Raw genomic sequence first — 16,224 nt, forward strand, 5'->3', positions numbered from 1 at the left:
GAAGGTGTTCTTCTTATTCAATTGTCTTATTTACTGAACTGCTTTGAATGCCTCATCAAGATCCTGGATAATATCATCGATATTCTCAGTTCCGATAGAAAGACGGATTGTGTTTGGTTTGATTCCCTGATCAAGAAGCTCTTCCTCTGTGCACTGGCTGTGTGTTGTAGTAGCCGGATGGATAACCAGAGATTTTACATCTGCAACGTTTGCAAGAAGTGAGATCAGCTCAAGGTTGTCGATGAAATCTTTTGCCTTCTGTGCGTCTCCCTTGATCTCGAATGTAAAGATGGAACCACCGCCGTTCGGGAAGTATTTCTTGTAAAGTTCCTGCTGGCTTGGATCTGTGGATACAGACGGATGATGAACTTTCTCTACCTGCGGATGGTTGTTCAGGTACTGTACAACTTTCAGTGCATTCTCAACATGACGCTCTACACGGAGAGACAGTGTCTCAAGTCCCTGAAGGAAGATGAAGGAGCTTACTGGAGAAATGGTTGCTCCTGTGTCACGGAGAAGGATTGCACGGATCTTTGTAACAAATGCAGCCGGTCCGCATGCTTTTGTGAAGCTTACGCCATGATAGCTTGGATTTGGCTCTGTAAGAGATGCAAATTTACCGGATGCCTCCCAGTCGAACTTACCACTCTCTACAATCACACCACCAATAGTAGTTCCGTGGCCACCGATGAATTTTGTTGCGGAATGAACAACGATATCTGCGCCGTACTCAATCGGTCTTACGAGGTATGGTGTTGCAAATGTATTATCTACAACAAGCGGAATTTTATGTTTGTGAGCGATTTTTGCAAGAGCCTCAATATCTACAACATCAGAATTTGGGTTTCCAAGAGTCTCAATATAAACAGCTTTTGTGTTCTCCTGGATCGCATTCTCCACTTCCTCGAGATTAAATACATCAACAAATGTTGTTGTGATTCCGTATGCCGGAAGCGTATGCTCCAGAAGGTTTGTTGTACCGCCGTAAATATTTTTGGCTGCTACAATGTGATCTCCCTGCTGTGCAAGGTTCTCGATCGTGTATGTGATAGCTGCTGCACCGGATGCTACTGCAAGTGCTGCCGAACCACCCTCAAGTGCTGCGATCCTCTTCTCGAATACGTCCTCTGTCGGGTTTGTAAGACGTCCGTAAATGTTACCGGCATCTGCAAGTCCGAAACGTGCTGCTGCATGATCGCAGTTGCGGAATACATAGGAAGATGTCTGGTAGATTGGTACTGCTCTTGCATCTGTAACCGGATCCGGCTGTTCCTGTCCTACGTGAAGCTGTAATGTCTCAAATTTGAATTTTCTCTGATCTCTTGTAATTTTGCTCATGTGTTTGTCCTCTTTTCTTTTATTTTTATATTCGGTAAAATAGTAATTTCTTATCTTATGATCATCTGCTTATCAGCGACAACAACACATTCGCTTTTCTTCGATAAACACCCTTGTTGACTTCTGTAAAACCTTCATGATTTCCTCCTGATCATCACGTTGCTCACCTTGTTTTGTGTGCTCCGTTTTTTGATGATGCAATCATATCACCCTTTTCCTAGTATGTCAATGGGGTTTATCTATTTAGGTTCTCACCTTTATTTATGACTGGCTATAGATTTTATTTATAGCGCCACCGCCTACAACTTCGTCTCCGTCATACATTACCACAGCCTGGCCTTTTGTGATCGCTCTCTGCGGTTCATCAAACTTCACATGAAGGATGCCGTCCGGTGTCTGCCATGCAGTGGCTGGCTGCTCTTTATGACGGTAACGGATCTTGGCAGTCACTCTCTTCGGCTCACTTAAATTATCCACGGAGATCAGGTTTACACTATCTGCCTCAAGCTCACTGCTGAAAAGATCTGCGTTGTCACCGAGAACAACTGTATTGGTCTTCGGGGAGATCTCGCAGACATAAAGACGGCTGGCTGCCGGAATACCAAGGCCACGGCGCTGACCGATGGTATAATGGATGATTCCTTTATGGCGTCCGATATAGTTTCCTTCTTTATCTACAAAATCACCTTCCGGTGTTTTTTTGCCTGTATATTTCTCGATAAATTTCGCATAATCGCCATCCGGCACAAAGCAGATATCCTGGCTGTCATGTTTTCTGGCATTGATAAAGCCATGTTTTTCGGCAATGACACGAACCTGGTCCTTCCGGAGACCTCCAAGCGGAAGCTTTACATGTGCCAGCTGTTCCTGGGTCAGCATATAGAGAACGTATGACTGATCCTTTGTATCGTCCACTGCTTTTTTCAGAAGGTAGCGGTCCCGTTTCTCATCGTACTCCACTCTTGCATAATGTCCGGTTACAATATAATCGTAGCCGATCTCCTGCATACGGTGGAACATTTTGTCAAATTTCAGATAACGGTTACAGTCGATACATGGATTGGGTGTGCATCCGTTTTCGTAGGCCTCCACAAAACGATCCATAACTTCTGTATGGAAATCTGCGGTAAAATTAAATACGTAGTAAGGCATATCCATCTGATAAGCCACGCTTCTGGCATCCTCCACATCGTCCAGGGAACAACAGGTCTTTTCCCTGTGGACACCGATATCTTCGTTGTTGTAAAGTTTCATGGTAGCGCCGATGCACTCGTCACCGGATTCCTTTGTTAAAAGAGCTGCCACGGAGCTGTCTACACCGCCGCTCATTGCTATGATCGCTTTTTTCATTTATATCTTAACCTTTCATTGATGATCTTTTTCACACAGCAAAAGTACAGGATTTCGCATCCCCACAGCTGTAATTTCGCATTTATTATAATATGACAGATATCCTTTGTCCACGATTTTTCACCCGGAACCTTTGCTTTGCTTCTTTCCCGCAGGCTCTCTTTGGTATATAATAGAAAATATTTTTCAGAAAAGGATGTGACTATATGAAGCTTTCCCTGTTTTCCACGCTGCGGGGATACCGGAAAGAATACCTTCTCAAAGATATTTTTTCCGGTATCATCATCGCCGCAGTTTCCATTCCTATCTCCATGGGATATGCCCAGATTTCCGGAATTCCGGCGATATACGGACTGTATGGTTCTGTTCTGCCAATCCTGCTGTTTGCGCTCTTTTCCACTTCAAGGCAGTTTATCTTCGGCGTTGACGCGGCACCTGCTGCCATTGTAGGCGGCGCGCTGTCTACCCTTGGCATTGCCGCGGAATCGGAAGCTGCCATGGATTATGTCCCTGCCATTGCACTTTTTGCAGGCCTGTGGCTGTTTGTGTTCTTCCTGCTCCATGCGGATAAGATCGTAGATTTCATCTCCACACCGGTAATGGGTGGTTTTATCAGCGGTATCGCAGTCACCATCATCCTGATGCAGATCCCGAAACTGATGGGAAGCCCGGCAGGTTCCGGTGAACTTCTGGAGCTGGCAGAGCATATCTTCGCTGCCGCAAAAAATATAAGCTGGCTTTCCCTCTGCATGGGACTTGGTGCGCTGATACTGATCCGCATATTCAAAAAACTGGCGCCGAAATTCCCCATGGCCATCGCGATCATGGCCCTGGGTGTTCTCTCCACCGTTGTTTTTCATGTGGATGAAAAGGGCGTTGTGCTTTTGCAGTCTGTAGAACGTGGCCTTCCTTCCCTGGTGATCCCGGATTTCGGAAATGTTGATCTGACCCAGGCAGCAGGCCGCGGCCTTATGGTTGCCGTTGTCATTATGGCGGAAACCCTTCTTGCAGAAAACACTTTCGCCTTTCGCAATGACTACAAGCTGAACGACCGTCAGGAGATCCTGTCCTGTGCAGCGGGAAACATTGCGGCTTCCGCTGTTGGATGCTGCCCGGTAAACGGCAGTATTTCCCGTACCTCTCTCAATGAACAGTACGGAGGAAAATCTCAGGCAGTTTCCATCACTGCCGGGATCACCATGGCTCTGATCCTTCTTTTTGGCACCGGATTTATCGGATATCTTCCGGTTCCTGTGTTGACAGCCATTGTGATCTCTGCTCTGATGGATGTGGTGGAAACCCATCTGGCTGTACGTCTTTTCAAGGTGAGCCGCACAGAATTTTACATTTTTATGGCTGCCGGTTTCAGCGTGCTCTGCCTTGGAACCATCTATGGCGTTATCATCGGCATCCTGCTCTCTTTCGTAGCTGTGATCCTGAAAGCTACCAACCCGCCACGCTCTTTCCGTGGTATGATCCCGGGCAGAGATGTTTATTTTGATCTTTCCAGAAACCGTTACGCCTATCCCATCAAAGACGTTGTCATCTACCGTTTCAGTGAGAACCTGTTTTTCGCAAATGTAAAGATCTTTCAGGAAGATATTGAAAACAGCATCCAGAAAGATACAAAAGTGGTGATCGTAGATGCCAGTGCCATCAACAGCATTGACGTTACTGCTGCCGACCGGCTGGATGCCATCTCTGCAAGCCTGAAAAAACGAGGGATCCGTTTTTACCTCACCGAACATTCCACTCAGATCAATGACCAGCTGCGTCAGTTCGGCATCGGCCATATGATCAAGGACGGTATGGTCCGCCGTACCATTCTTGCCGCCTTACATGACGCAGGGATCGAAGCTCCTTATGAACTGGATGTTCCAAAGGAGGACGAGGCAAAACTTCTCCGCCGCAGCATCGCCTTTCTCCCGGCAGAGGAAGAAGATACCCTGGAAGAGTTTGCCTGGGCTTTCGGAGATGATGCGGTAAAAGAGATCGAGAAATCTGTCCATCACATTATCGAACAGTTACATCAGATCCCGGATATTGAACGTCTCTCCGAAGAAGGTCTGGAAGAACTTCTGGATAACTGGCATGGCCTGGGGCTTCTGGATGAAGATGAACTTCTCCGAAGGATCGAGTTACATATGGACGAACTGCCGGAAGAGCTGACTTCCGACCGGAGACTGATCCTTCAGCTTCTGGAAAAACGCCGTGGCAAACTGAAAGAAAAGATCCTGGCCGAACACCCGGAAGTTCTGGAACGGCTGGAACAGCGCAGAAAGAAACTGGAAGAACGGCTGGAGAAACAGAATCCGGAAGCCGTTCAGAAGTGGAAACACTGGAAAGAGGAACATCTCAAAGACTGATTTCTTTATATTCCTCACAGATATTGATAAACTCCTGCATTACAGCGGAAGGCCTGCGGTCTTTTTTCCAGGCAAGAAGGATCCTAGTCGTAAGCTTCTCTTCTTCGATGATCCGGATCGGAAGATCTGTACAGAGGTCTTCCATGGATCTTGGAAAAACGGCAGTGGCAAGGCCTTCCTGCACCCAGAGCATAGCATCTCTGGGATCGTCGCAGACACAGAAAATATCCGGCTGGAGATTTTTTTCTCCAAAGGCTTTCATCAGAAATTCTTCGTATCGCCGGTAAATAATAAGAGGGCGTCCAGTCAGTTTCTTAAGGCTGATGCCCTCTTTTTTTGTCCTGTTTTCCGGGAATGCCGGGGGAAGGACTGCGATCATGGGTTCTTCCGAAAGCTCCAGATAATTTAATCCCTCCAGCTTGATAGGTGTCCGCACCACAGAGACATCAATGATCCCATCCATAAGATAGTTCAGAAGTGTGAAGGTAATGGCATCCCGCACCTCAAAGTTTACATCGGAATTTTCCCTGGAAAATCTGGAAATATAAGGCATAATGGTGGTTACTGTGGTGGGCGTGATCCCGATACGTAAGACCTGCTTTTTCCCTGTCTTGGATACTTCCAGCTCTGTGGAACGGACATAATTTAAAATATTCTCCGTCCTGTCATAAAGAAGCTTTCCCGCTTCTGTCAGTGTCACCCCTGCCCTGGTCCGCTCAAAAAGCTTCACATTCAGCTCTGCTTCCAGCTGTTTGATCTGGTAGCTTAAGGGCGGCTGGGACATATTCAGTCTTCTTGCAGCTTCATGGATACTTCCCGTTGCCGCAATCTCATGAAAATATTCCAACTGTCTGATCTCCATATCCTTCTCCTTTTAATTGCATATAATAATTTCTGTAATTTCCGCATTCCGTTCCCGGATGATCCGCATCAAACACTCTCTGTCTTTGTGTCAAGCGGATATTCGCAATCTATATTCTTCTGTACTGCATACTAATGATTTTTTCATTTTTGCAGATACTATGATCATCTTCCCATAAACTCACGTTTTCTTCAATATAATTTTTATATTATAATACATTAAAAACAATATTATACGTATCATCCCGAAGGGAGTATAATAACAGAGGTTTATTGTAATAAAAAGGAAATGGAGGAAAGAAAAAGAAATGCGAACACTCGCAAAATATCTTCGAAACTACAAAAAAGAAAGCATTCTGGCTCCTTTTTTCAAGTTTCTGGAAGTTGTGTTTGACCTGCTGGTGCCTATCGTCATTGCCCAGATCATTGATGTGGGTATTGCCCATAACGACCACGGCTACATCGTACAGAAATTCTTTATCCTGATATTGATGGCTGCCGCAGGACTGGCAGTCAGCATCACGGCCCAGTTTTTTGCGGCAAAAGCCAGCGTAGGTTTTGCCACAGAAGTACGGCAGGCAGTTTTTGACCACATCCAGAAGCTTTCCTATACGGAACTGGATACCCTTGGAACCGATACCCTGATCACCCGTCTGACCGACGACGTAAACCAGGTACAGAACGGTGTAAACATGGGCCTTCGTCTTCTTCTTCGAAGCCCGTTTATTGTTTTCGGTGCCATGGTGATGGCCTTTACCATCAACGTGCGCTGTGCACTGATCTTCGTAGTTGCCATCCCGGTACTGTTCCTGGTTGTCTTTGTGATCATGTTCTTAAGTATCCCTCTTTTTAAAAAAGTACAGGGACGCCTGGATACTGTCACACGCCTTACCAGAGAAAATCTGACCGGTGTCCGTGTGATCCGTGCATTCTGCCGGGAAGATCACGCAGTTGCAGAGTTTGACGAAAGCAACCTTGCTCTCACAAAACTGAATGAATTTGTGGGAAAAATCTCCGCACTTTTAAATCCGGCCACCTATGTACTAATCAATATCGCAACCGTAATCCTGATTCAGACTGCAGGTGTACAGGTCAATCTGGGAAACATGCAGCAGGGTGAAGTCGTTGCCCTTTACAACTACATGGCACAGATGATCGTGGAGCTGATCAAACTTGCTTCCCTGATCATTACCCTGAACAAATCCATGGCCTGTGCAGACCGTGTTGCCGGAATCCTGAAAGTAGATTCCACCATGGCCTACCCGGAGAAAACTTCCGCACCGGTAGCTGCAAAGAACGACTGTGCCGTTGCTTTTGACCATGTGACCTTCTCCTATGCAGGAACCGGCGCACCCAGCCTTTCGGACATCACTTTTTCCGCAAAAAAAGGCTCTACCATTGGAATCATCGGCGGTACCGGAAGCGGTAAGTCCACCCTTGTGGATCTCATCGCCCGTTTCTATGACGCAAGCAGTGGAACCGTCACCCTTGACGGCCAGAATGTACAGACCTACTCTCAGAAAGAGCTCCGTGAAAAGATCGGCGTGGTTCCTCAGAAAGCAGCTCTTTTCCAGGGAACCATCCGTGAAAACTTAAGCTGGGGACGGGAAGATGCCACAGATGAGGAAATGTGGGAGGCTCTTACTACTGCCCAGGCCAGTGAGATCGTGGAAAAGAAACAGGGACAGCTGGATTTCCGCCTGGAGCAGAACGGCCGGAACCTTTCCGGAGGACAGCGCCAGCGTCTTACCATCGCCCGTGCTCTTGTGAAAAAACCTGAGATCCTGATCCTGGATGACAGTGCCAGTGCTCTTGACTTTGCCACAGATGCGGCACTTCGGAAATCCCTCCACCAGCTTGGCGGAAACACCACCACCTTCCTGGTATCCCAGAGAGCAGCCAGCATCCGTCAGGCCGATCTGATCCTGGTACTGGACGATGGCCAGCTCGCCGGAAAAGGGACCCACCAGGAGCTGGTTTCCACCTGTGAAACTTACCGTGAGATCTTTTTCTCACAGTTCCCGGAAGAACGGATCAAATATGAAAAAGCAACGGGAAAGGAGGTCCTGGCATGAGTAAAACATACAAAAAATCCCAGAACAAAAACAGCATGGCAACCTTCTTCAAGGTGCTCCGCTTTATCGGAAAATACCGTTTCCTTCTTGTCTTAAGTGTAATCCTTGCCGCAGTTACCGTAATTTTGCAGCTGTATGTTCCCGTACTTTTCGGCTATGCCATTGATGAGGTGGTTGCTGCCCATGAAGTTGATTTTGGCAGAATGGGATTCTATCTTTCCCGTATTCTTGTCATGATCGTGCTTTCCGGTATTGCCACCTGGATCATGAGCATCATCAACAACCGTATGACCTACCGCACAGTACAGGATATCCGCGCGAAATCCATCCGCCATATCCAGAAACTTCCGCTGTCCTACCTGGACGGACACAGCACCGGTGATATCATCAGCCGTGTCATTGCGGATACAGATATTCTTTCCGATGGTATGCTCCTTGGATTTACACAGCTGTTTTCCGGTATCATCACCATCATCGGAACTTTGATCTTCATGTTTTCCAAAAACGTGTGGATCACACTGATGGTCATTGTCCTGACACCGGTGAGCTTTTTTGTGGCAAAATTCATCTCCTCCCATTCCTTCCAGATGTTCCGTGCACAGAGTGATGCCCGTGGACGTCAGACTGCACTGATCGAGGAAATGATTGGAAATCAGAAAGTGGTTCAGGCATTTGGCTATGAGAACCGTTCTTCGGAGCGTTTCGCTTCGATCAACGAGGAGCTTCGAAATGCCAGCCAGAAAGCTGTTTTTTACAGCAGTCTCACCAACCCGTCCACACGATGTGTCAACAACATCATCTATGCAGGTGTAGCTCTTGTAGGTGCATTCCTGATCCCGGGCGGTCATCTGACGATAGGTGGGCTTTCCGTCCTGTTGGCCTATGCTAACCAGTACATGAAACCATTTAATGATATCAGCTCCGTGATTACAGAGCTTCAGAACGCTCTGGCCTGCGCTACCAGGATCTTTGACCTTCTGGAAGAAGAACCGGAAAGCCCGGACCCGTCCGGAACTCTTGATGATGTAAAAGGTGCCGTAGATATCCAGAATATTTCTTTCCGCTACGAAGAGGACAAACCTCTCATTGAAGGATTTAACCTTCACACAGAGCCTGGCCGACGAATCGCCATCGTAGGTCCTACCGGCTGTGGTAAGACAACTTTTATCAACCTGCTAATGCGTTTCTACGACGTCACCGGCGGAAGTATCTCCGTAGACGGAAAACCGATCACCGAAGTTTCCAGACATGCCCTCCGCGGAAGCTATGGCATGGTTCTCCAGGATACCTGGATCAAACATGGAACTGTCCGCGACAACATCTGTATCGGAAAACCGGATGCTTCTGATGAGGAAGTGATCCAGGCAGCAAAAATGTCCCACAGCTGGGAATTTATCCGCCGTCTTCCAAATGGCCTGGATACCATTCTCTATGAAGACAGCTTAAGCCAGGGACAGAAACAGCTTCTCTGTATCACCCGTGTCATGCTGTGCCTGCCACCAATGCTGATCCTTGACGAGGCAACCTCCAGCATTGATACACGAACCGAAATGCTGATCCAGGAAGCTTTCGACCGGATGATGCAGGGCAGAACAAGCTTCATCGTTGCCCACCGTCTCTCTACCATCCGTAATGCGGATGAGATCCTTGTCATGAAAGACGGAAGCATCATTGAGCAGGGAAATCATGAGGAACTTATGGCAAAAGGCGGATTCTATCAGAAGCTTTATAACAGCCAATTTGTGAAAGTTTCTGAATAAAATATCGAATTTATAAAATTCAAAAATCTCCGGATCACAGTTTTTCTGTGCCGGAGATTTTTTTATACCATTTTGTTCTATTTATATTTTGACCGGAGAAGCCACTTCTGATCGATCACTTTCAATTCTTCTCCAAACCGGATATGAAGCCTTACTGAGCCTGGAAGCTGCTCCACATGTTCAATGTTTCCGGTTCCGAATTTCGGATGGCTCACATCTTCTCCGATCTCGTAGCGCACAATGCTGTTCCGGGTATTTTCATGCTGCTGCTTTCTCCGGTAAGTATCCCGTACTGTTACTGTCCGGTCATGGATTGGGCTTCGGAGCTTTTTCTCGTAGTCGTGTTTCATCAGGGCTTCCCCTGCCTTATAATATGGCGTTGGCGCCGCGCCGGTCAGGGAGCAGCAGTATTTCCAGGCACTTCCGTGGGTTCCGTGCTGCCACTGATACTCTTGGGGAATGTGAAAATTATGCTGCATATAATGGGCATATTCATGTTTGTAAAGGTCCAGCCTGTCCTCTTTTTTCAGAGGATTTTTTACCGCGTAGCCGATAAACAGCAGGGAAAAATGAAAATGCTCTTTTTCGTGGTAACTGCCTCTTGTATAGGATCCCAGAAGATCTGGCTCCATACCAAAGGTAATGGGAATCTTCGCTCCATTGAGATGAAATTTTTTATCAAATTCCGCATAAAGGCTGCGGATCTGGGCTGTAAGTATGGGAATTTCTTTTTGCAGAGCCTGTGCAAGTGTCTGGTCGATCATTATTTATAACTCCTCTATATTTTAAAAATACAAACTCTAGTACTATAGCACTTTCTTTCGGAATTGTAAACATCCCCTGAACGTGTATTGCCGGCAGTCGCTAAGAACCGCCGGCAATACCCCTTATTAACCGATCAGGAGAAATCCGCACCATGGCAGGCACTGACTGAAATCCCCGTTTTCCAGAAGGATGCGGATCATTGCCGCAATGCTGAAATAAGCCAGCATGGTTCCTGCCACACCAAGTACAGCCAGAACTACAGAGCCATAAAATTTACTGTGATATTTTTCTGCCCATCCCCATACTACCGATATCGGAGAAGGTTCTTTTTTTTCCATATGTATCAACTCCTTTTTTCATGATCCACGGATCCCCAGCAGCCGGAACCATCCGGCAGAATAAAATTCCCGCAGGCTGTTCATGTAGGAATTGGCTTTTTCCCTGGGCATGTCGTGGCGTACTGTCTCAAACATGCCGTTAAACATGCTGCTTGCTACCATGTGGATCAGATTTTCATCCAGTTCTTCCGGATGATAACCCGCTGCTTTCATTTTTTCTATAAGGACAATACTGGAATTGACTTCAATCTCCGTGAGGACATCCAGATAGTGTTCATAGCGGGTTCCTGTGGAACAGCATACGATCAGCTTAAATGCATCAAAATGATCATAAATGTATTCCACCATCCAGGAATAGCCTTCGTCAGACACCTCCGGAAGTGTCTGGACCTGGGCATCCACCGGCTGGTCTGCAAATCCCTTCTGGATAGCACGGTATCTCTCCTCCAGTACTCTGGCCGATTCTTCTACCAGTACATCAAAGAGAGATTCCTTATCTGTGTAATAGCGGTACAGTGCACCGGTTGTCACAGACAGTCTGGATGCAATCCCGCGCATGGAAGCTCCCTGAAAACCTTTTTCCAGAAATTCCTGCTTTCCCGCTTCCAGAAGATCTGCCGCCAGTTTCTCATTTACAGGTCTCATATGTTTGTCTCCTTTATTCAATAACGCCGTTATTTAATAACAATGTTATTTTAAAATAACTTTCTTTGTTTGCCAATCAGTTGAGTTAAATTAAACTATCTTTTTTCAAAATTTTTTCTGCTTTATAAATGAGTATGCAAAAAGCAGCTGCTCTCTGCACAGAAAATAAATTCTGTACAAAAAACAGCTGCTTCATAAATTCAAAATATCTTTAAACATCCAGCTCTTTTCTTACATCCGGGAACATTTCCACACATCGTTTCAGGATTCCCTGCATGTAAGCAATGGCAATTCCATAATTGGTAATGGGGATTTCCTGGTCCAGGGCGCATTTCTGACGGTAGCGCATTTCCCGCTCGTTGAGCATACATCCGCCACAGTGCACGATCAGGCTGTATTTCGTTACATCCTCCGGGAACTCTCTTCCTGAGGAATACTCAAATTCCAGATCTTTTCCCGTATAATTACGGATCCAGCGTGGAAGTTTAACCGTTCCGATATCATCACACTGTCTGTGATGGGTGCAGCCTTCGGAGATCAGGATCTTATCTCCGTCTTTCAGCCGGTCAATGGCTGCTGCCCCGGCTGCCGCTGTTTTCAGATTTCCTTTAAATCTGGCAAACAGAATTGAAAATGAAGTGAGCCAGATATCCTTCGGTGTTTCTTTGCTGACCTTTGCAAAAACCTGACTGTCTGTGATCACAAGCTTTGGCTTCTTACCCAGAGTTTCCAGAGTATTGGAAAGCTCATTCTCTTTGATCACAATGGCTGCTGCTCCAGCCTCCAGCACATCCCGGATTGTCTGCTGCTGTGGAAGGATCAGGCGGCCTTTTGGTGCGGCTTTATCGATCGGTACTACAAGAACCGCAAAGTCTGACGGCTCCAGGAGATCTCCTACCAGACGTAATTTCAGATCATCGGTTACTGCAAGAGATGCGATCTTTTCTTTCAGTTCATAGATGTTCTGACCTGTTGCCGCACTGGCGTAAATGAAGGGTTCCTGATTCCGATCCGGAAAATCCGCATTTATTTTCTGATTTTCCGAAAGAAGGTCGGATTTATTGTATACAACCAGGTACGGAATTTCCTTTTCTTTAAAAATGTGGATCAGCTCCTCATCCACATTGGTTTTTCCAAGGGTAGCATCCACAACAAGAACTGCCACATCCACACGGTTCAGTACCTGTTTTGCCTTTCGGACTCGAAGTTCTCCAAGATGTCCTTCATCATCAATACCCGGCGTATCAATAATTACAACCGGTCCCATTGGAAGCAGCTCCATGGCCTTGCTCACCGGATCCGTGGTAGTTCCTTTAACATCGGAAACCACAGCAAGTTCCTGACCTGTCACTTTATTTACAATACTGGATTTTCCTGCATTTCTTCTGCCAAAAAAACCGATATGTACACGGTCTGCTGACGGTGTTTCATTCATTCCCATAATTTTTCCTCTTTTCTTTCAGCATCAGACAGGTCCTCATCCATTCCTGTTCTCATCCACCTGTTTCATATTTCATAAGATCATTCGACCTTTGCTCCCGGCATTATCTGTTGATGTGCAAAAGCTTACGCCTCTGTTCCTGCCCTCTGCTTATTGCTTTTCGCAATTGAAGCAGGGGACTTACTTGATTTGGTTAAACGATCTCAGAATAATCAATTTTTCTGTCTTTAAAATAATATTCTTTATCCCGCTCATTCATTTCTCTCAGCACCCTGCATGGATTACCGACTGCAACCACATTGGAAGGCAGATCCTTCGTTACTATACTTCCGGCCCCAACTACAACATTATCACCAATAGTAACTCCCGGTAACACAACAACTCCAGATCCCAGCCAGCAGTTCTTACCGATATGAACTTCCATATTATACTGATATCCTTTTTCACGAAGCTCCGGTAAGATCGGGTGCCCCGCAGTTGCGATGGTCACATTTGGACCGATCATGGTATAATCGCCAACATAAATATGACCGTCATCTACCAGTGTCAGGTTAAAGTTGGCATAGACATTTTTTCCAAAATGGACATATGCACCTGCCATATTGGCGTGAAGCGGTGGCTCGATATAACAATCTTCACCAATCTCCGCAAACATCTCTTTCAGCATTTCTTTTATCCAGCTGTATAGGGCGTGTCATATTGAAATCATAAAGCCTGTCCAGTTTCCTGATCTGATCCTGAAAGATTTCATCGTCATTAGGGAGATATAATTCTCCTGTATGCATTTTTTCTCTCATTGGGCGCATGGCAGCTCCTCCTTTTTGTATGTTTTTTACAAAAAATAATATATGGATTATGTTATCATATCGTATATTTACATACAAGCATGAAATTTCTGAATAATCCGAAGTTTTTTCGTGAATCTGTTATGTTCATATATGATCTGTAGCTTCATCTGCTGTTTCTTTTATAACAAAAAGTAATGATCAGGACGGGATTTTCCAGGCATGTCAAGCGGATATTCGCAATCCGCTTCGCTACGTGGCTCTACACCAAATAACTGCTCCGCAGTTTATCAGGAGGAGCTTGCACTCCTCCTGATACAAGCAAGTCCCCACCCACTGCTTATTGCTTTTCGCAACCCCGCAGGGGACTTACTTGATTTGGTTAAAGAGTTTGGAATATTATAAAAAAAGTCTCTTCCAGAAGGCAGGTTTTTCAATCCTTTCTTCTTAAAGAGACTTTTTTGTTTCCATAAATATTATTTATTTCAATGCAGCTCCAGCTTTAAAAGCATCGCCCACCTTTTCGCCAAGACGGATATATGCGTTGTTAAACGGATCAAACGTGATTGGTGCAGCTTTTGCTACATCTACATTTCCGTTTTTGTCCAGAACACGTTCGTCCACGCTGACATTTACGATCTCACCAACCAGACGGCAGGTTTCTTTGTCGTAGCTTTTCAGTTTACATTCTACACAGATGGGAAGCTCTTTGATGATGGGGGCATCTACTTTTTCGGACTTTTCTGCTGTAAATCCGGCTTTTGCAAATTTATCCGGCTCTTTGTTTCCGGAAACAATTCCCACATAATCGCAGGCTGTCATATGATCCACATCCGCCATGCTTACTGTGAAAGCGCCTTTTTTCAGAATATTTTCGGTTGTTTTGTGACTCTCACTGACACAGATGGAAATTTCCTTATCATCACTGATTCCGCCCCAGGCAGCATTCATAACGTCCGGTTTGCCATCCTCGCCATATGTGGCGATCATTAATACTGGCTGTGGATAGGTATAAGGTTTTGCACCAAAATCTTTTCTCATGACTGTTTCTCTCCTTTATATTCGTTATTGTTGTTATTTTTTATGAATTCCCGCACAAGCTGCAGGCCTCCTAATGGAACACAGAATTTATCTCTGTGCTGTCTGCACTGCTGATACGTTTCTTCCAGATCAAACCACTGTACCTCTTCTACTTCTTCTTTCTGAAGTGTAAGACGATCGATCTCTACCGGATGATCGTAGATATAAACAAAGGCAATCTCTTCATCCCGGAACATTTTTCCATGAAATTCTTTGGCAAAAGATATCGGGAATTTTCCTGCAAACTGCAGATCTTCTGGCACTGCATGTATCCCCAGTTCTTCCTTTAGTTCCCGCAATGCTGATTCCAACGGTTCATCCCCTGCCTGTATGTGGCCTGCAGATGAAGTATCAAATTTTCCTGGAAAAGAATCCTTGTTTCTGGATCTTTTTTGAAGAAGGATCTCTGTTCTTCCATTTTTCCGGCGGATGATCCAGATATGCGCAGTGCGATGGCGGATTCCCTCTGCATGGGCAATGCTCCGTTCTACGGTCTTTCCGGTGGGATTTCCGTTTTCATCTATGATATCAAATATTTCCATTCTTATCTGTCTGCTTCTTTCTCTTATAATTATTCTTAAGTGAATCAGATGATTTTTTATCTGATTACCAAAATGTCTGGGAACTGACAAAATTTACTATAGTATATATTTTAACATGATTTGAAAACAGTTTCCAGTCTGTTGTCGGAAAACCGGCATCTGTATTGCCTGTTTTTCTTTTCTTTGCTATGATATTTCTAACCACAATAATTATTTGACGGGAGGTTGATTTTATGTATTGTATTTCTTTTAATGATATCATTGAACTAAATGGACTACTTAAAGATCAGGGACTTCATTTTCGCATTCATCTTCGTGATGCTTGTGGAAAACAATCCTGTTGGATCGAACCGCTTGGGAATTGTGCATGTGAAGGACATTTTGATGAAATGTATCAGGTTCTGGAGAATTTTTTTGCAGGAAAAAGAGCCTCGATCGAGTATGATGAGAGTAAACTGAATTTCTGGATTTTGTCTGCAGATTGAGGATTCGCCATCCCGCAGGAGACTTGCCCGATTCAGTTAAAACAGATATTATGTGAAAATATAAATATGCCTGTAAACAGCACTCTGTTTACAGGCATAAAAAAACTCCCCCTGTTGGACTCGAACCAACGACACTGCGGTTAACAGCCGCATGCTCTACCGACTGAGCTAAGGAGGATTATTTATTAAGGTTTGTACCTTAAAAACTACATACATATGTTTGTTGATGGTTAATCGTTTTTGTTGAATCAAATTTAACCTGCGTGCCGATTTGCCTTTTTTCACGGGATCGCAGCTTGCGCTGCATCGCCTGTTCTTTTAGGCTACTCCAGCGGGGGTCATCTCACGACTCCGTCGTTCGATGTCATTTGCTTCGCAAATGTTCAAGTCAGC

At 45.4% G+C, this 16,224-nt stretch carries 13 protein-coding genes, 1 tRNA gene and 1 pseudogene; 4 read left to right on the top strand and 11 right to left on the bottom strand.

Annotated elements, in window-relative coordinates; genetic code table 11:
- Positions 1-30: 30 nt before the first annotated feature.
- Positions 31-1,338: an O-acetylhomoserine aminocarboxypropyltransferase/cysteine synthase family protein gene (locus G5B12_RS10275; protein ID WP_174088153.1), complete on the bottom strand. Its 1,308-nt coding sequence runs from the start codon at positions 1,336-1,338 to the stop codon at positions 31-33.
- Positions 1,339-1,599: 261 nt separating this feature from the next.
- Entirely contained in the window at positions 1,600-2,688 is a 1,089-nt protein-coding gene (gene mnmA / locus G5B12_RS10280; RefSeq protein ID WP_174088155.1) for a tRNA 2-thiouridine(34) synthase MnmA, read from the bottom strand.
- Between the two features lie 206 nt (positions 2,689-2,894).
- Here mnmA and G5B12_RS10285 point away from each other — a divergent pair, with 206 nt between their 5' ends.
- The gene (locus G5B12_RS10285) at positions 2,895-5,054 is read left to right on the top strand and encodes a SulP family inorganic anion transporter (protein WP_174088157.1); all 2,160 of its coding nucleotides are present in this window, start codon (positions 2,895-2,897) and stop codon (positions 5,052-5,054) included.
- On the opposite strand, the gene G5B12_RS10290 is transcribed toward G5B12_RS10285, so the two are convergent.
- On the bottom strand, positions 5,044-5,916 hold the full coding sequence (locus G5B12_RS10290; RefSeq protein ID WP_174088159.1) for a LysR family transcriptional regulator: 873 nt from the start codon (positions 5,914-5,916) through the stop codon (positions 5,044-5,046). The two genes, G5B12_RS10285 and G5B12_RS10290, sit on opposite strands and share 11 nt — an antisense overlap.
- A 307-nt stretch (positions 5,917-6,223) precedes the next feature.
- Between G5B12_RS10290 and G5B12_RS10295 the strand changes: the two genes are divergently transcribed.
- Both G5B12_RS10295 and G5B12_RS10300 read left to right on the top strand, forming a co-directional pair.
- A complete protein-coding gene (locus tag G5B12_RS10295; RefSeq protein WP_174088161.1) occupies positions 6,224-7,990 on the top strand; it encodes an ABC transporter ATP-binding protein in 1,767 nt (588 codons plus the stop codon).
- Entirely contained in the window at positions 7,987-9,750 is a 1,764-nt protein-coding gene (locus G5B12_RS10300) for an ABC transporter ATP-binding protein (protein ID WP_174088162.1), read from the top strand. Before G5B12_RS10295 ends, G5B12_RS10300 begins: the two co-directional genes overlap by 4 nt.
- A 77-nt stretch (positions 9,751-9,827) precedes the next feature.
- Here G5B12_RS10300 and G5B12_RS10305 read toward each other — a convergent pair whose 3' ends face one another.
- The 7 genes and pseudogenes from G5B12_RS10305 to G5B12_RS10335 form a co-directional block, all read right to left on the bottom strand.
- A complete protein-coding gene (locus tag G5B12_RS10305; RefSeq protein ID WP_174088163.1) occupies positions 9,828-10,514 on the bottom strand; it encodes a hypothetical protein in 687 nt (228 codons plus the stop codon).
- Between the two features lie 126 nt (positions 10,515-10,640).
- The gene (locus G5B12_RS10310) at positions 10,641-10,853 is read right to left on the bottom strand and encodes a hypothetical protein (protein WP_118071815.1); all 213 of its coding nucleotides are present in this window, start codon (positions 10,851-10,853) and stop codon (positions 10,641-10,643) included.
- A gap of 18 nt (positions 10,854-10,871) precedes the next feature.
- The gene (locus G5B12_RS10315; RefSeq protein WP_174088164.1) at positions 10,872-11,498 is read right to left on the bottom strand and encodes a TetR/AcrR family transcriptional regulator; all 627 of its coding nucleotides are present in this window, start codon (positions 11,496-11,498) and stop codon (positions 10,872-10,874) included.
- A gap of 211 nt (positions 11,499-11,709) precedes the next feature.
- On the bottom strand, positions 11,710-12,939 hold the full coding sequence (hydF, locus tag G5B12_RS10320; protein ID WP_174088165.1) for a [FeFe] hydrogenase H-cluster maturation GTPase HydF: 1,230 nt from the start codon (positions 12,937-12,939) through the stop codon (positions 11,710-11,712).
- Positions 12,940-13,132: 193 nt separating this feature from the next.
- Positions 13,133-13,745 (bottom strand): annotated as a pseudogene (locus tag G5B12_RS10325) (sugar O-acetyltransferase).
- 459 nt (positions 13,746-14,204) lie between these two features.
- Positions 14,205-14,765 (bottom strand): flavin reductase family protein, encoded by a 561-nt coding sequence (locus G5B12_RS10330; RefSeq protein ID WP_021977953.1) that lies wholly within the window; start codon positions 14,763-14,765, stop codon positions 14,205-14,207.
- On the bottom strand, positions 14,762-15,346 hold the full coding sequence (locus G5B12_RS10335) for an NUDIX hydrolase (protein WP_021977952.1): 585 nt from the start codon (positions 15,344-15,346) through the stop codon (positions 14,762-14,764). The genes G5B12_RS10330 and G5B12_RS10335 overlap by 4 nt, the downstream gene beginning before the upstream one ends.
- Positions 15,347-15,579: 233 nt before the next feature.
- Here G5B12_RS10335 and G5B12_RS10340 point away from each other — a divergent pair, with 233 nt between their 5' ends.
- On the top strand, positions 15,580-15,831 hold the full coding sequence (locus G5B12_RS10340) for an RDAC family protein (protein WP_021977951.1): 252 nt from the start codon (positions 15,580-15,582) through the stop codon (positions 15,829-15,831).
- A 105-nt stretch (positions 15,832-15,936) separates the two neighbouring features.
- Here G5B12_RS10340 and G5B12_RS10345 read toward each other — a convergent pair.
- Positions 15,937-16,009, bottom strand: a tRNA-Asn gene (locus G5B12_RS10345).
- Positions 16,010-16,224: the final 215 nt, after the last annotated feature.

The sequence above is a fragment of the Blautia sp. MSK.20.85 genome (assembly GCF_013317245.1).
Lineage (GTDB): Bacteria > Bacillota > Clostridia > Lachnospirales > Lachnospiraceae > Blautia_A.

Excerpts from the sequence above, each read along its gene's own strand:
- G5B12_RS10275 (WP_174088153.1), bottom strand. The coding sequence starts at position 1,338 with ATGAGCAAAATTACAAGAGATCAGAGAAAATTCAAATTTGAGACATTA.
- mnmA (WP_174088155.1), bottom strand. The coding sequence starts at position 2,688 with ATGAAAAAAGCGATCATAGCAATGAGCGGCGGTGTAGACAGCTCCGTG.
- G5B12_RS10285 (WP_174088157.1), top strand. The coding sequence starts at position 2,895 with ATGAAGCTTTCCCTGTTTTCCACGCTGCGGGGATACCGGAAAGAATAC.
- G5B12_RS10290 (WP_174088159.1), bottom strand. The coding sequence starts at position 5,916 with ATGGAGATCAGACAGTTGGAATATTTTCATGAGATTGCGGCAACGGGA.
- G5B12_RS10295 (WP_174088161.1), top strand. The coding sequence starts at position 6,224 with ATGCGAACACTCGCAAAATATCTTCGAAACTACAAAAAAGAAAGCATT.
- G5B12_RS10300 (WP_174088162.1), top strand. The coding sequence starts at position 7,987 with ATGAGTAAAACATACAAAAAATCCCAGAACAAAAACAGCATGGCAACC.
- G5B12_RS10305 (WP_174088163.1), bottom strand. The coding sequence starts at position 10,514 with ATGATCGACCAGACACTTGCACAGGCTCTGCAAAAAGAAATTCCCATA.
- G5B12_RS10310 (WP_118071815.1), bottom strand. The coding sequence starts at position 10,853 with ATGGAAAAAAAAGAACCTTCTCCGATATCGGTAGTATGGGGATGGGCA.
- G5B12_RS10315 (WP_174088164.1), bottom strand. The coding sequence starts at position 11,498 with ATGAGACCTGTAAATGAGAAACTGGCGGCAGATCTTCTGGAAGCGGGA.
- hydF (WP_174088165.1), bottom strand. The coding sequence starts at position 12,939 with ATGGGAATGAATGAAACACCGTCAGCAGACCGTGTACATATCGGTTTT.
- G5B12_RS10330 (WP_021977953.1), bottom strand. The coding sequence starts at position 14,765 with ATGAGAAAAGATTTTGGTGCAAAACCTTATACCTATCCACAGCCAGTA.
- G5B12_RS10335 (WP_021977952.1), bottom strand. The coding sequence starts at position 15,346 with ATGGAAATATTTGATATCATAGATGAAAACGGAAATCCCACCGGAAAG.
- G5B12_RS10340 (WP_021977951.1), top strand. The coding sequence starts at position 15,580 with ATGTATTGTATTTCTTTTAATGATATCATTGAACTAAATGGACTACTT.